The 14,487-nt window shown below is 60.7% G+C and carries 13 protein-coding genes; 4 read left to right on the top strand and 9 right to left on the bottom strand.

All coding sequences use genetic code 11. The annotated features are described in order from the left end of the window. Positions 1 to 63 precede the first annotated feature (63 nt). Positions 64 to 813: a sulfite exporter TauE/SafE family protein gene (locus SMD27_RS17045; protein WP_320509627.1), complete on the bottom strand. Its 750-nt coding sequence runs from the start codon at positions 811 to 813 to the stop codon at positions 64 to 66. Positions 814 to 1,059: 246 nt separating this feature from the next. On the opposite strand from SMD27_RS17045, the gene SMD27_RS17040 reads away from it, so the two are divergent. The 3 genes from SMD27_RS17040 (at position 1,060) to SMD27_RS17030 (ending at position 3,170) form a co-directional block, all read left to right on the top strand. After that, positions 1,060 to 1,953, top strand: coding sequence for a LysR substrate-binding domain-containing protein (locus SMD27_RS17040; protein ID WP_320509626.1), 894 nt, complete (start codon positions 1,060 to 1,062; stop codon positions 1,951 to 1,953). Positions 1,954 to 2,436: 483 nt separating this feature from the next. Continuing rightward, on the top strand, positions 2,437 to 2,871 hold the full coding sequence (locus SMD27_RS17035; RefSeq protein WP_320509625.1) for a CBS domain-containing protein: 435 nt from the start codon (positions 2,437 to 2,439) through the stop codon (positions 2,869 to 2,871). Positions 2,872 to 2,984: 113 nt separating this feature from the next. Continuing rightward, positions 2,985 to 3,170: a hypothetical protein gene (locus tag SMD27_RS17030; protein ID WP_320509800.1), complete on the top strand. Its 186-nt coding sequence runs from the start codon at positions 2,985 to 2,987 to the stop codon at positions 3,168 to 3,170. A gap of 14 nt (positions 3,171 to 3,184) precedes the next feature. Here SMD27_RS17030 and SMD27_RS17025 read toward each other — a convergent pair whose 3' ends face one another. The 8 genes from SMD27_RS17025 to SMD27_RS16990 form a co-directional block, all read right to left on the bottom strand. Then, the gene (locus SMD27_RS17025; RefSeq protein WP_320509624.1) at positions 3,185 to 4,123 is read right to left on the bottom strand and encodes a MurR/RpiR family transcriptional regulator; all 939 of its coding nucleotides are present in this window, start codon (positions 4,121 to 4,123) and stop codon (positions 3,185 to 3,187) included. Further along, positions 4,120 to 5,580 carry an amidase gene (locus SMD27_RS17020; RefSeq protein ID WP_320509623.1) on the bottom strand — a complete coding sequence of 487 codons (1,461 nt, stop codon included), beginning with the start codon at positions 5,578 to 5,580 and terminating at the stop codon, positions 4,120 to 4,122. The genes SMD27_RS17025 and SMD27_RS17020 overlap by 4 nt, the downstream gene beginning before the upstream one ends. After that, the gene (locus tag SMD27_RS17015; RefSeq protein WP_320509622.1) at positions 5,567 to 7,249 is read right to left on the bottom strand and encodes an ABC transporter ATP-binding protein; all 1,683 of its coding nucleotides are present in this window, start codon (positions 7,247 to 7,249) and stop codon (positions 5,567 to 5,569) included. Before SMD27_RS17015 ends, SMD27_RS17020 begins: the two co-directional genes overlap by 14 nt. Beyond that, positions 7,246 to 8,100 (bottom strand): ABC transporter permease, encoded by an 855-nt coding sequence (locus SMD27_RS17010; RefSeq protein WP_320509621.1) that lies wholly within the window; start codon positions 8,098 to 8,100, stop codon positions 7,246 to 7,248. The genes SMD27_RS17015 and SMD27_RS17010 overlap by 4 nt, the downstream gene beginning before the upstream one ends. Before the next feature lie 9 nt (positions 8,101 to 8,109). Next, positions 8,110 to 9,048, bottom strand: a complete 939-nt coding sequence (locus tag SMD27_RS17005; RefSeq protein WP_320509620.1) for an ABC transporter permease — start codon at positions 9,046 to 9,048, stop codon at positions 8,110 to 8,112. 77 nt (positions 9,049 to 9,125) lie between these two features. Beyond that, positions 9,126 to 10,664: an ABC transporter substrate-binding protein gene (locus SMD27_RS17000; protein WP_320509619.1), complete on the bottom strand. Its 1,539-nt coding sequence runs from the start codon at positions 10,662 to 10,664 to the stop codon at positions 9,126 to 9,128. Between the two features lie 224 nt (positions 10,665 to 10,888). Continuing rightward, the gene (locus SMD27_RS16995; RefSeq protein ID WP_320509618.1) at positions 10,889 to 12,472 is read right to left on the bottom strand and encodes an MDR family MFS transporter; all 1,584 of its coding nucleotides are present in this window, start codon (positions 12,470 to 12,472) and stop codon (positions 10,889 to 10,891) included. A 38-nt stretch (positions 12,473 to 12,510) separates the two neighbouring features. Continuing rightward, complete coding sequence (locus SMD27_RS16990; RefSeq protein WP_320509617.1) at positions 12,511 to 13,686, bottom strand: HlyD family secretion protein; 1,176 nt, start codon at positions 13,684 to 13,686, stop codon at positions 12,511 to 12,513. 100 nt (positions 13,687 to 13,786) lie between these two features. Here SMD27_RS16990 and SMD27_RS16985 point away from each other — a divergent pair, with 100 nt between their 5' ends. After that, the gene (locus tag SMD27_RS16985; protein ID WP_320509616.1) at positions 13,787 to 14,440 is read left to right on the top strand and encodes a TetR/AcrR family transcriptional regulator; all 654 of its coding nucleotides are present in this window, start codon (positions 13,787 to 13,789) and stop codon (positions 14,438 to 14,440) included. Positions 14,441 to 14,487: the final 47 nt, after the last annotated feature.

Here is a 14,487-nt window from a genome sequence, read left to right as displayed (position 1 = left end):
TGGGTGATGGTAGCGGGGTCCGACGGAATGGAGGGCTTGCGTTCCGGCGCATCGCCATCTGCCTCAGAAGAATGGACGACCGACGAGTTCAAGACCAAGAACGGCAAGGAAGATCAGGAACCAGCGCCGAAAAGTTGTGGCGCTTATGCGCCCACGGATCGCTGTTCCGACCCACATACCCAGCAACGAGGGAATGACGGCAAGTGCGGACAACGTAATATTTCCAAGATGGAAAGCTCCGCCACGAGCCAGGCCCGCCGCAAGCGCAATTGTCGAGACCGTGAATGACAGCCCGAGCGCCTGGATGAGATTGTCTTTGGAAAGGCCAAGGGCCTGGAGATAGGGAACGGCCGGGATCGTAAAAAGGCCAGTCCCTCCGTTGATCACCCCGGTCGTCAACCCTATAGCGGGCGATAGAAAATGCTCAAGGCGAGCGGGAACCGACAACGGCTTCGCCCAGAGGCTATGCACCGCATAGAGAACCAGGGCGGAGCCCAATCCAACACTTGCGTATTCCGTATTGGCGCTCGTCAGAAGCCATGAGCCGGCAAGGGTGCCCACCACGATGCCGAGCATCATCAGCCAAAGTCTTTGCATCAAGGCCAGGAAATTCGGCCCCGTAAATAGCTGCCAAAAATTTGTGACAAAGGATGGGATAACCAGCAGCGAAGCTGCGCTGACTGGCGACATGATCGCACTGAGAATACCCATCGCAACGGTTGGTAGCCCCATCCCCGCCACGCCCTTGACGATCCCGGCGAGGAAGAATGTCAACGCGATAATCAGGACGTGCGGTGAAAAATAGTCGTTCATTTTGGCTCACCCGCCTGAAAAGCGTTGCATTGGATGACTTCGCGTGAACCGATGGCACGCGCGCACACGGGTGCGACGGACCCGCAAGCGAACCGCCTCTCGTCAGGCGCTAGCTTCATCAATGCCTTGCGCTGCCACAAAAAATCAGGAAGCCTGACGTCTCGCGTAGTAAAGTAAGCGAGCGAGCCAAACGTCACAATTGGCTAGTTTCCGATGGGAAGGTTCGGCAGAAGCGAAGGAAAGGCATTGCGTTTCGATTTGACGGATATGCGGTTGTTCCTGACCGTGGTGGAGCAAGGCAGCCTCACCAAGGGCGCCGAGAGCATGAATCTAGCCCTCGCATCCGTGAGCGAGCGCATTTCCGGGATGGAAACTTCGCTTGGCGCGCAATTACTGGAGCGAAACAGGCGGGGGGTCACAACGACTGCGGCCGGGGATGCCCTGGTCCGCCATGCCCGTTTGATCCTGGACCAAGTGGAGCAGATGCGTGGAGAACTGCGCACCTACGGCACTGGCCTGAAAGGGCGCATCAGGCTCTTATCCAACACGGCTGGGTTGGCTGCTTTTCTACCGCATCAACTCGGCCGATTCTTGGTAGCCTATCCGGATCTTTCTATCGACCTCCATGAACGGCCAAGCACTGAGATTGCACTGGCCATCGCGGAAGGTCGTGCGGATTTGGGAGTTGTGGCCGACATCGCCGATTTGGCAGCGTTGCAAACCCGCCTTATCGCGCAGGATCAACTGGTCGTTGTGGCGAGCGAAACGCATCGCATCAGCGATCAACGATCGATAGCTTTTGCGGAAGTTGTGGGTGAGCCGTTCGTCGGCTTGTCCGACGCCGCGCTGGAAGCTCATCTGGGAGAACGCGCAGCCCGCCTGGGTCGCCAGATTTACTACCGCATTCAACTCAGACGGATTGAGGGGGTCGCGATGTTGGTCAAGTCCGGTGTTGGGATCGCCATTTTATCGGAAGCTTCCGCTAAAGATTTGGGGCATCTCGGCTTGGCAATTGTGCCGCTGCGAGACCCCTGGGCGCTTAGGCAGCTTTATCTTTGCGCGCGTGATTTTTCTGCGCTCCCGCCACACGCCGGCTTGCTCGCACAACAGCTCATGGAGCCGAAGGTCGCTATCCCTTAGGCGTTATGGCTGGAGCAATTGTCCAGCCGTTAGAAGGCTTGCTGATTCTTCCGTCATTCACGCCGCTCCTCGCCATTATCCTCTCACCGACATGAGGAAGCCACGGTTCGCCACGCGTGAACATAGAGCGCGTTATGTAGCTACAAGCGTAGAGTAGGTCCCGTCTTCTTTGTTCTCGGCTCGCCAGCCTACGCTGCAGTATCGAGTGGTAGCCGGTCGGCGCCACGAGGCCCGCTATAACCCTCTGACGAGAGAGCGGGTCAGAGTGGCATATCCTAATCGTAATAGGTCAGAACCCGTTTAGGTACCAGTTTCGGGGAACGGGTCGCTACCCGATCTGTTCGGCTGATGGGTGGCATTGAATCATGCGCCGTTCACAAAGAGCAGGGGCATGGTTCGCTGCGGCGAGGCTGCCGCGCATGCGATGCGCCCCGAGTTATCGACGCCAAATCAGTGCGAAACAGACAAAGTGGAGACAGGCAGATGAAGGTAGCGAAAATCATGTCGAGCGATGTGCATATCGCCAGCCCCAACGATTCCATCGAAGAGATCGCCCGCATCATGGCCTCGGAGGATATCGGCTTCCTGCCGGTCGGCGAGAATGACCGGCTGATCGGCACCATCACCGATCGCGATATCGTCATTCGCGGCGTCGCCTCCGGCAAGGATGGCGATGCCCGGGTACGCGATGTGATGACGCGAGAGGTCAAATACTGCTTCTCGGATGAAGAGATCGACCATGTGATCGAAAATATGGGCGATCTCCAGGTGCGGCGCCTGCCGGTGGTCAATCGCGACAAGCGGCTGGTCGGCGTCGTCTCGCTGGCCGACGCCGCCCTGAAGCACGATCCCGAAGCCACCGGCTCGGCCTTGACCGGCGTGGTTGAACCGGGCGGCAACCACACGCAGATGCAGTAGGGCCGGCTGATATGCGCCGGACTTGTCCGCCATTAAACATTGCAATCGGCCTAAACATCGTAACCGGCCTCGACCATGGACCCTCCGGTCAAGCCCGAGGGTGACAACCTCGTTTGTGCCGCGCCAAGCGCATCGCCTCGCTGGTCGGCGTCGGCGTGCTGGATAAAGTCGTCATGAAAATGCGGCGCCAGGGCAGCGAGGTACAGATCCTCGGTCTCAACGAGGCCAGCACGACGATGATGGACCGTTTCGCCATCCACGATAAGGGCTCAAGCGTCCCATCGCTGCCGGCGCATTGATAGGTTGGCGGGCGCTATTTCCTATCGAGGTAGCGCCCGCCAACAAATTCTCCGAACATATCGCCCAGGCTGCTCATTGTATCGAAGCGGGCACGCGCCTTGGCGCCCAGTCTGGTGGCCACGGAATCTATCAGCAAGTTCAGGATGACGCTGAGGCTTGCGCTTGAATCCCAGAAGGTTTGCACATGGGTGTGGCCTTCGAAGACGAAGCGTGTGAATGATAAGGCCCAATGACTGAATTTGTCGGTCACCACGATCAACGGCACATTCGACGCCTTCAGCTTTTCGGCCAGCTTGACGCCGCGTATCGCATAGGACGCAGTATCCACCAGAACGATGACGCTGGTCTTCGGATCGGCGGTGACGATTTCGCCGAAGGTGCCCGAGGCATTGGCGATATGAATGACACCGGGTCGGCTCCAGAGCAGCCGGCTGGAAAAATCCAAGGCGAGGCCCTGGGAGGCCTGGAAGCCGACCACATAAACCGTCGGCATGGTCGTCAGCAACTCCGCCGCCTCGCCCCAGACATTGGTATCGGTCAGGGCATAAGCCTTGACGATGGCATCAAGTTCCAGGCGCAGGCTCTCCTTCAAGGCGCGCTGCCGGCTGTTGCGCACCTGGAAGCGCTCCATATTGTCGTCGATCTCGCTGTCTTCCTCGGCCATCGCATGCCGCAAGCGGCCTTTCAGATCGCGCAAGCTGTCGAAACCGAGGCCACGCACGAAACGGGATACGGTCATCTCGCTGACCCCGACCGCCTGCGCAATGCTGGCGCCCGTTTCGAAAGGCAGTAGTTGCACATTCTCCAGCATATAAGCGGCCAGATTCTGTTCGGAGGGTGAGAGATCGATCATGCGCATCCGGAGCAGATTTTCCAGATCGATCGGCGCCGCCAGATCGGGCTGCTTCGCTTTCATGCCTTTCTTCGGCGATGCCGTTCGTTTCGCCATCATATCCTGCTGAGATTACCGACATGCAGCGGCGGCCTCGCCGGCCATGCCCCCGATTTGCCAGCCAAATCTCCTTCCAGGACTCGCGCCAAAGCAAGCAGAATATCTTCGCCACCGAAATTCGCGATGAATTGCAGCCCGATCGGCAATCCCGACACGCTCTGCCCCAGCGGCAGCGAAATCGCCGGCAAGCCGGTCGCGTTGAACAAGGCGGAGAAGGTCTCCTTCGGCGCCAGATCTGCGAAAACATCATCCACCGTCAGACCCGGTCGCGACGGATCATAAGTGCCGATCTCTTCCGGCAAAGCGGCGCAGGTTGGCGTCAGCAGGAGATCGTATCCGGACATGAACCGCCCTACTTGGCGCGTGACCGTGTCATAGACTTCCAGCGCATCGACCAGTTGCGCGCCGCTCACCGTCAGGCCGTAGCGATGCAAAGCGAGCACGGTCGAGCCCAATGTCGTCTCATCAATCGGACGGCCGAGAATGCGTGCGAGCGCCGGCAGCGAGGCCGCGTTCTCGGCAGCCCAGATCACCTTCTGCGCCGCGAGATAAGGCTCGTAATCGAAATCCGGCGAGGCGGTCTCGACATGATGGCCGAGCGATTGCAGCTGCCGTCCAGTCGCTTCGACCGCGGCGATGATCTCCGGATCGACGGGATAGCCGGACCAGGATGTGGTGCAGAGAGCCACGCGCAGGCCTGAGGGCGCCCGCTCGATCGCCCGGGTATAAGGCATGGCGGGCCGGGTGATCTCGTAACCATCGCCGGCATCGGGGCCATGGCAGAGATCCAGCAGCAAAGCGGTATCGCGCACACTGCGCGTCAGCATGAAGGCGATGGCAATGCCGAGCAAGGGCGCATTGGCGCCGGGCGATCCGGTGATGCGGCCGCGCGACGGCTTCAAACCGATGACGCCGCAGAACGAAGCCGGTGTCCGGATCGATCCCCCGCCATCGCTCCCCTGGGCGAAAGGCACCATGCCGGCGGCAACCGCGGCTGCCGCACCGCCGCTCGATCCCGCAACGCCACGGGTCCTGTCCCAGGGATTGCGGGTGGCGCCGTAAAGGCGTGTCTCGGTCGCCGCGGCAATGCCGAATTCCGAACTGGCGGTGCGGCCGATATTGAGAAGACCGCCGGCTCGCAGCCGCGACCAGAAGACGGCATCATGGCGGGCGCGATGGCCCATGGCGAGACGACTGCCGAATTCCGCCGGCCGTCCCGCCTCGATGGGAAAATCCTTGGTCAGGGTCGGCAGGCCATGAAAGGGAGCGGCCCCTGCGGCATGCGGCAAGACGGCAATGGCGTCTTCATAGAGTTCCACCACGGCATTGAGCTGTGGATTGAGCGCGGCCACGCCTTCAGTGACACACCGCCCGAGGTCGTGCGGCGTCACCTCACCTTTTGCCAGCAATGTGGCAAGGCCGATGCCGTCATAGGCCGCATATTCATCCAACCGCATGATCGGGTTCCAATCCTTTCTTCTGTGATGAGGGCGCCAGATGCATCACCGCGCCAACCAGTTCGCGCGTATAATCGTGTTGCGGTTCCGTGAGCACTTGTTGCGCCGCGCCGCTTTCGACGATGCGTCCCGCCTTGAAGACATAGACGCGCTGGCAGAACGCACTGACGACCGCGAGGTCATGTGAGATATAGAGCAAGGTCAGATCGCGCTCCTGCTTCAGCCGGGTGAGCAGATCGAGAATCTGCGCCTGGGTGGTGACATCCAAGGCGGAGGTGATTTCATCGGCGATCAGCATTTCCGGCCGCAGCGCCAAAGCGCGCGCCAAGCCGACACGCTGGCATTGCCCTCCGGATAATTGGCGCGGCTTCCGGTCGCGTAGGGCATGCGGCAATTCCACCATTTCCAGCAAATCATCCGCCTGCTTCGCCGCTTCGCGGCGGCTGGCGAGACCATGTCGCCAGATCGGCTCGGCGATGGCTTCGGCCACGGTCAAACGGGGGTTGAGCGAGTCATAGGGATTCTGGAAGACCATCTGGACGCGGCGGCGGAAGCGCGTCAGCCCCTCGCCGGCCAGACCGAGGACGTCTTCGCCGCCGAGCTTGACCGCACCGCCGCTTGGCTGATTGAGCCGGGTGATGGCACGCGCAAGCGTGCTCTTGCCGGAGCCGCTTTCGCCGACGATGCCGACCGTTTCTCCCTGGGCGACGCGGATATCCGCCTTATCCAGCGCGAGGAACGTCGCTTCGCCCCGGTTCAGCAAACCGGCCACAAGGCCGCGTTTCACCGGGAAGGAAACCGACAACTTCTCCACCGCCAGGAAAGGCGATGTTTCGGCGCTCTTCGTTTCCACTCTCCATCCCCGGCTGGCTCGCCGGCTCGGCTGGGAATCGATCAGCAGTTTGGTATAAGCGTGCTGCGGATCGCCGACCACCTGCCCTGTCGGTCCCTGTTCGACGATCTCGCCCTGGCGCATCACCACGACGCGCGAGCAAATATCGGCAATGACCCCGAGATCGTGGGAGATCAAAATGACCGCAAGGCCGTGCCGCTGGTTGAGATCCTTCAGCAGTTTCAGGATGCGCGCCTGGACCGTGACATCCAAAGCCGTGGTCGGTTCGTCGGCGATCAGCAGCTTCGGGCCGCAACCGATGGCGGCAGCGATCATGGCGCGCTGTTTCATGCCGCCGGAAAATTCATGCGGATAGGATTTCACCCGCATTTCAGGTTGGCGGATGCCGACATCCGCCAGCAGCTCGACGGCGCGCTCCTGGGCATCACGGCGGCCGAGATGCTGATGGCGGATCAGCGGCGCCGCGACCTGGCGGCCGATCTGGCGCAGCGGATCGAGATGCGAGGCTGGATTCTGGAAGATCATGCCAAGATCGCGGCCGCGCACCTGCTGCCACTGTGTTTCATCAAGCCGCATCAGATCGCGGCCTTCCAGCATCACCCTGCCCGTGGCCACTGCGCTCGACGGCAGCAAGCCTGCCACCGCGCGGCAGGCGATGGATTTACCGGAGCCGCTCTCGCCGACAATGCCGATGATCTCGCGGGGATGAAGCTCGAAGGAGATTCCCTTCACGACCGTCAAACCGCCGAAGGCTACGGTCAGATCGGCAACACTCAGCAAGGCCGCCTGCTTTTCCATGTGACGCTCGCCCTTCATTGCGCCACCTGCCTGCGGCGTATCTGCGCGAGGCCATCACCGAGGAAGGCCAAGCCGAGGCCGAGAGTGATTGCCGCGATGCCGGGGAAGAAGCAGATCCACCAGGCCTGCTGCACGAAGGGTTGGCCGTCGCTGATCATGACACCCCATTCCGCCAGCGGCGGCTGCGCGCCCATGCCGAGGAAACCGAGACTGGCGCCGGCCAGCATGACCAGCACCGCATCGCTCACCGCATAGGCGATGACCGGGCCGAAGGCATTAGGCAGGACATGGCGCAGGAGGATGATGCGCGTGGCATAGCCGAGCGAGCGCGCCGCCTGGACATATTCGCTGTCGCGGATCGTCAGCACCTCCGCTCGCACCAGCCGTGCATAAGTGACCCAGCCGACCAAAGCCAGGGAGATGAAGTAGTTCGTCAGCCCCGGCCCCAACACGCCGACGATGGCGAGCACCAGGACGAAGAAGGGAAAAGCCGCCGTGATGTCGTAAAGCCGCATGAAGAAGCCATCGACGAAACCGCCGAAATAGCCGCTCAGCAGGCCGATCGTCGCGCCGATCATGAGCGGGGGAACTACGCCCGCTACGCACATGAAGAGATCGACCCGCGCCGCATAGATCACGCGTGAGAACACATCACGTCCCACCTGGTCGGTGCCGAACCAATGCTGTGCATTGGGCGATGCCATCATATTCATAATATCGACCGCATCGGGGTCATAAGGCGCGACCAAAGACGCACCCGCCGCCAACAGGATCCAGGCGCCGAGAATGGCGATCGCCATGATCATGGTCCAGGGCAGCTGTCGGCCGCGCCTCACTTTCGCATCATTGCCGAGAGAGATTACCGCCATTGCCTTGCCTCACAGCTTGACGCGGGGGTCGATGATCGCTGTCAGCACATCGACCGCCAGGGTGATCAGAACGGTCGCCACGGCGAAGACCAGGGTCAGTCCTTGCACCACATAGTAATCGCGCCCCAGCAAGGACTTGATCATCAGCGTGCCGAGCCCGGGTACGGCATAGACCATTTCCACGATGATGGTGCCGCCGATAATGAAAGCAACCAATACGCCGAGCAGGTTGAGCGTCGGCAAGACTGCATTGGGCAGCACGGTCGACCAGAAGATGTCCCGCTGACTGGCGCCCTGGGCTTTGGCCGCAGTGGCGAAATCCGCCGTCGCCTTGTCGATCAAGGCCGCGCGCAGGCTTTGCGTCAGCACCGGAATGAACCAGATGGCGGTGGAAAGCGCCGGCAGGAACAGGTGATGCAGGTGATCGAGGAAGCCCTCGCCATAGCCTGAGACCGGGAACCAGCCGAGGGCGACGCCAAAGAAACGCGACATCATGATGCCGAGCCAGAAGACCGGAATGGTCAGGCCAGCGACGCCGATCAGCCGGATGATCTGATCGGCAAGTCCGCCCGGCTTGCGGGCACTCGTGATCGCGAGGATCAGGGTCGGCGGCACCGAGAGGACGACCACATAGCTGACGAGAAACAAAGTCGGCCACATGAATTGCCCAATCAGCTCGACGACCGGCCGCTGGAAACGCAGCGATTGACCGATATCACCTTGCAGAAGATTACCCATATAAGTCAGGAACTGCCGCCAAAGCGGCAAATCGAGACCGTATTGGTGGCGGATCGCCGCGATCGTCTCGGCACTCGCCCGATCACCGGCCAGCAGCCGCGCCGGATCACCCGGTGCCAGATGCAGCAGCAGGAAGGCGACAATGGTGATGCCAAGCAGAACCGGAATCAATTGCAGCAGGCGCTGCAGGATTGCTTGCAGATGTCCCAAAACGATCTCCCGCCGGCTTCCCCACCCTGCCGCCTCGCATGGCGCGAGGGGCAGGACGGGGATGAGAGCCAGCCGTCTTACTTAACGAAGGTCGTTTCTTCCAACGTCCATTGCAGCGAGGAGGTGAGCTTCAGCCCGCTGAGGCGCTTGCTATAGGCCGTCGCATTCGGCGCGTAATAAAGCGGGATCTGCGAGACTTCATCGGTGGTGATCTTCTGGATTTCCTTATAGATCTCCGCCCGCTTGGCCGGATCGGTCTCGCGGGTGCCCTGCTCGACCAGGTCATCGACCTTCTTGTTATCGTAATGCGTATTGAAAGAAGCGGAGCCGCAACTGCCGCAGACTGCCCAACGCACGGCGAGGTCCGGATCCGGCGTTTCATTGTACCACCAGGTGGCGGCGGCATCGTAATCGCCCTTGCCGGTGGCATCCCACCAGGCGGCGTTATCGACATTGACGATGACCGGCTTCAGGCCGATGGCCTGCCATTGGGCCTGCAATAGCAGGGCCATCTGCTGTTCGGCGGCGCCGGCGGTGGCGAGAATTTTGACCTCACGCCCGGTCATGCCGGATTCCGCCAGCTCTTCCTTGGCCTTGGCCGGATCATAAGCGATGCCGGGATTGCTCTTGTCGTGATACTCGATCGCGCCGGGCAAAGTGGTATTGGCCGGCGTGGCATAGCCATGGGTAATCGCCTTGGTCAACGCCTTGTTGTCGATCGCATGCGCCGCTGCCTGGCGCGCCTTCATGTTGGAAAAGGGTTCACGCGTCTCGTTGAGCAGGGTCATATAGATGACGGTCGAGGGTTCGAGCCGCATATCGACGTTCTCGGTTGCCTTCAGCTCGTCAACCTGCGCCCATTCGACACCGCGCACCACATCGACCTCGCCGGATTTCAGCATCGCCGCACGCGTCTCTGGCGAGGCGATCTCCAGCAATTCGACCATGGCATCGCTTTTCGGATAACCCTGGCGCCAATAATGCTTGTTGGGCACCAGGACCAGTTTCTGGTTCGGCTTCCACTCCTTCACCGCATAGGGTCCGGAGGTGACCGGCACTGTCGCGAAGGCCTTTTCCAGGCCGCGCTTTTCGACATCGGCCTTGGAGACAATGCCCATGTTCCAGATTTCCAGATTGCCGAGGAAGGGCACGAAGACTGATTTCAGCTTGATCACGACAGTCTTCGGATCGGTCGCCTTGACGCTTTCCATCGCGCTGAGCGGCGCCGGATAAGCCGATTGCTTGTCGCCGTGAATGCGATCGAGGCTGAAAGCTACGTCTTCCGCGGTGATCGGCGATCCGTCGGAGAATGTCGCCTCGCGCAGATGCAGCGTGTAAGTCAGCCCATCCGCGGAGGTTTCCCAGCTTTCCGCCAAGCCCGGCTCCAAGGCGCCCGTCTCCAGATTACGCCGGATCAACCGGGCATAGAGGAGCCCATAGGTTTCGATATTGCCCGCCGCTGCCGACCGCATCGGGTCCAGTACCGTCGTCTGATAGGGCGAAGCGATGCGGATGGCATCATCAGCCTGGGCGTTGCCGGCAAGGCCCAAAGCCGAAGCAGTCCCCAAGAGCGCAGCGGCAAACGCCAGCGCCCGAACGCGCGTTTTCAAGAACATGGCCGTTTCCTCAAATTAGATGGACCGGCGCAGGGTTACTGATTTTATGTTGTTAGACTTCTACGTCGGCGCAGAAACTATGTTATGAAGATAACATAATGTCAACTGGCCATGCCGAAGGCGGCGCGGCCCGACCCTAACAAGCAGTGAGCCGACAATCAGTGAGCCGCTAGGCAGTGACGCTGGCCGGAATTCCGTGCGTGTCCGGTGCGCTGCGCTAGCGTTCAATGGGCGGTCGCGGCCGAACCGGCTTTCGCCTTGGCGGCAAAGACCAGTGACACGGCGGCGATCGCCAGCATCACGCCGATCACCGCGAAGGTATCGGCAAAGCCCATGACCAGAGCCTGGCGCCGCACGATCTTGCCCATTGCCACGACCGCTTCATGCTGGGCATAGGCGCGATCGGCGCCATGGGCGAGGAAGTAATTGGTCAGCTCGTCCAGGCGCTGGCGCACCTCGTCCCGGAACACCGTCACCGATTGGCCGATGATGTTTGAATGATACTGCTCCCGCTTGGTGATGATGGTCTGCAGCGCGGCGGTGCCGACGGCGCCCCCCAGATTGCGCAGCATATTGAAGAGGCCGGAAGCATTGCTGGCATCCTTGGGCCCAATCGCAGCCAGGGCGATCGAGGTCAGCGGCGTGATGATGAAGGCCTGGCCGATGGCGCGGACGATATTGGGGATTAGGAACTGATCGCCGGAATCATCCAGCGACAGATGGATATTCATGAAGCAACTGACCGAGAAAAGCGCAATACCGAAGATGGCGATATAGCGGATGTCGAACTTCTTCATCAGCCATGGAACTAGCGGAATCAGGACCATCTGCGGAAAGCCGGTCCAGGCGAGAACGTTGCCGATCTGCTCGGAATTATAACGCTGCACCTGGGCGAGGTATTGCGGCAGCACATAGACCGTGCCGAAGAGCGCGAAACCGACCAGCACATTGGAAAGGGTGCCGATGCCGAAATTGCGGTTCAGCAACAGGCGCAGATTGACCAACGGATTCTTGACCTTGAGTTCGATCCACACGAAAGCGGACAGAAAGATCGCCGCAATGATGGCGAGCTTCACGATGAAGGGTGAGCCGAACCAGTCATCCTTATTGCCCTCCTCCAGCATGGTCTGGAAGGCGGATAGACCGATCGCCATGGTGATGATGCCGAGCCAGTCGCCTTCGCGCAACAGACCAAGGCGCATCGGCTCCTTCTCCAGCGTGAAGAGCAGCGCCACGATCATCAGGATGCTGGGCGGCGTATTCACGAAGAAGATCGTCTGCCAGCCGTAATTCTCCGTGAGATAGCCGCCGATGGTCGGACCGATCGCCGGGGCGAAGGTGACGGACAAAGCGAACATGGCGAAGCCCAGCGGCTGCTGCGGCTTCGGCAGCTTGGTGACGACCATGGTCACCGCCATGGGAATCAGGACGCCGCCGGCAAAACCCTGGAGGCCGCGCAGGATGATCATGGTGCCGAGGTCATGGGCGCCGGCACAGGCCATGGAGAAGACCATGAAAAAGAAGGTGCCGCCGATCATGAAGCGGCGGAAGGAGAAGACGCGGCTCAAGAAATCGGTCAGCGGAATGACGATGATCTCGCCGATCAGATAAGCGGTAGAAACCCAGGCGCCGTTATCGACGCCGGTGCCGATGCCGCCTTCGATATCGAGCAGCGAAGCATTGGTGATCTGGATGTTGAGAATGGCCATGAAGGCACCGATCATGCCGGCGCTGACCGCGATCCAGGTGGCAACCGAGGATTTCCCGCCGCTCGCCGCCGCGGCACTTGTCAGGCTTGTGGTCGTCATGATCGTTTCCTCCGGATGAGGCGACGGATTATCGAGGTTCAGCCTGCATGGGCGGTGTCAGAAGCGGCGACCTTGTTCCCCGGCTGCGTTCCCTGGCTCACCGGCGCCGCTTTCGTATCGATGGTGGGATTGACCGACATGCCGGGTCGCAGATCGCCGGCCAGGGGACTGCCGGGATCGAGCACGATCTTCACCGGAATGCGCTGCACGATCTTGGTGAAGTTGCCGGTCGCATTGTCCGGCGGCAGCAGTGCGAATTCCTGGCCGCTGGCCGGCGCCATGCTGTCCACATGGCCGCGCGCCTTTTTGCCCGGGAACATATCGACCTCGACTTCGACAGGCTGGCCGGGCTGCACGTCGGTCAGCTGCGTTTCCTTATAATTGGCGACGATATAAGCAGCCTGGGTCGGCACCACCGCCATCAGCTGCGTGCCCGCCTGGACATACTGCCCGACGCGCAAGGTGCGGTTGCCGACGACGCCGTCGACCGCGGCAACGATCGTCGTATAGGAGAGATTGAGTTCGGCCTGATGTTCCGCGGCCTGGTCATGTTCCAGCGTGCCCTTGGCTTCCGCCAGTTCCGCCTTCAGGATCTCGACCTGGCTTAAAGCGGTGGCGAGTGCCGCGCTATCACGAGCCAGCACCGCGCGCATCTCCGCGTTATGGGAGCCGGCGCGCTGCGCATTCTGGGTGCTGCCGAAACCGGTCTTGGCCAGGGCCTTGTAGCGCTGGTCGTCCTGCTGGGCGAAGCTGAGATTGGCATTATCGACCTCGATGGTGGCGCGCGCCGCGTCGATGATCGATTGCTGGGTCTGCAAGGCAGCTTCCTTGCCGGCAACTGCCGCCTGTGCAGCCATCACATCGGCCTTGGCCTGATTCAAAGCGGCGCGGAAGTCACGGTCATCGATATGAGCCAGCACCTGCCCGGCTTTCACCCGTTCATTGTCACTGACGAGGACATTGTCGAGGTATCCTGATACCTTAGGAGCAACAATGGTGCTGTCGGCCTTCACATAAGCGTCGTCGGTGGAAACGAGATACTGGCCGATTGTCCAGTAATCCCAGCCGTAATAGCCTGCGCCGATCAAGGCAATCAGCCCAACCCCCAGAAAAAGCAGCTTTTTTCTCTTTGGCTTGCGGGTTGCCGGGAGGTCCTCCGCCGTCGAGGTGGAGGTCTCAGGGTCAACTTCCATCATGCGGGGTTCGTTGCTCATGGCCGTGTCCTGCTTGACAAAGAGAGGCGCTGCGTTATTTGTAAAACTATCGTTTTCCAAAATTAGGCATGAGCGGACCAGACGTCAAGGGATTTTGAAAATGATCGTTTTACAAAATAAAAAAGTGATCAAGCGTGGCCGTGGGAGACCCCCGGCCCGCTCCGAGGAGGAAAATCGCCGCCTGGTCGTTCAAGCGGCGGCTCAGGAGTTTCAGGCCAATGGCTATGCGAATACCTGCATCGACAAGATTGCCGCGCGGGCGGGCGTTTCCACCCGCACGATCTACCAGCTGGTCAGCAACAAGGCGGAATTATTCGGCGCGTTCATCGCCGACCGCGCCGGCAGCTTCATCCTGACCGTAGACGAGGCGCAACTGGACCAGCTTCCCTTGGTGGAGGCGCTGACCCGGATATTGACCAATTACGGCAAGCTGACACTGGCACCCGAGACGATCGCCATCATGCGGCTGGTGACGGCAGAGAGCGGACGGTTTCCGGAGATCGGGCGCGCCTTCTATGACCAGGCTGTGACAAAAATCAATGATGTGATGGAAGCCTGGCTGGTGCATCACCAGGAACGCGGCGCCATCAAGCTGGACAATCCGCGCGCCGCCGTCGGCATGTTGCGCGGCATGATGCTGATGGATCCGCAGCGCGACATACTTCTTGGCCAGCAGGATATACCGACTGAAGCGGAGATCGAGCGCAGGGCGAGGGCTTGCGCGACGCTGTTCCTGAATGGCTGCCTGGCCTGATATTGGCACCCCGCCAGACGAACCGGCGGGCCGGCCTTAACGATTTA

It is taken from the genome of Dongia soli, from assembly GCF_034044715.1.
Classification (GTDB): domain Bacteria; phylum Pseudomonadota; class Alphaproteobacteria; order Dongiales; family Dongiaceae; genus Dongia_B; species Dongia_B soli.
This window is presented reverse-complemented; position numbering and strand designations above follow the sequence as displayed.

What these genes read in the sequence shown, in the direction of transcription:
- SMD27_RS17045 (WP_320509627.1), bottom strand. Translation starts at nt 813, where the DNA reads ATGAACGACTATTTTTCACCGCACGTCCTGATTATCGCGTTGACATTC.
- SMD27_RS16985 (WP_320509616.1), top strand. Translation starts at nt 13,787, where the DNA reads ATGATCGTTTTACAAAATAAAAAAGTGATCAAGCGTGGCCGTGGGAGA.
- SMD27_RS17000 (WP_320509619.1), bottom strand. Translation starts at nt 10,664, where the DNA reads ATGTTCTTGAAAACGCGCGTTCGGGCGCTGGCGTTTGCCGCTGCGCTC.
- SMD27_RS17015 (WP_320509622.1), bottom strand. Translation starts at nt 7,249, where the DNA reads ATGAAGGGCGAGCGTCACATGGAAAAGCAGGCGGCCTTGCTGAGTGTT.
- SMD27_RS17025 (WP_320509624.1), bottom strand. Translation starts at nt 4,123, where the DNA reads ATGATGGCGAAACGAACGGCATCGCCGAAGAAAGGCATGAAAGCGAAG.
- SMD27_RS17035 (WP_320509625.1), top strand. Translation starts at nt 2,437, where the DNA reads ATGAAGGTAGCGAAAATCATGTCGAGCGATGTGCATATCGCCAGCCCC.
- SMD27_RS16995 (WP_320509618.1), bottom strand. Translation starts at nt 12,472, where the DNA reads ATGACGACCACAAGCCTGACAAGTGCCGCGGCGGCGAGCGGCGGGAAA.
- SMD27_RS16990 (WP_320509617.1), bottom strand. Translation starts at nt 13,686, where the DNA reads ATGAGCAACGAACCCCGCATGATGGAAGTTGACCCTGAGACCTCCACC.
- SMD27_RS17010 (WP_320509621.1), bottom strand. Translation starts at nt 8,100, where the DNA reads ATGGCGGTAATCTCTCTCGGCAATGATGCGAAAGTGAGGCGCGGCCGA.
- SMD27_RS17020 (WP_320509623.1), bottom strand. Translation starts at nt 5,580, where the DNA reads ATGCGGTTGGATGAATATGCGGCCTATGACGGCATCGGCCTTGCCACA.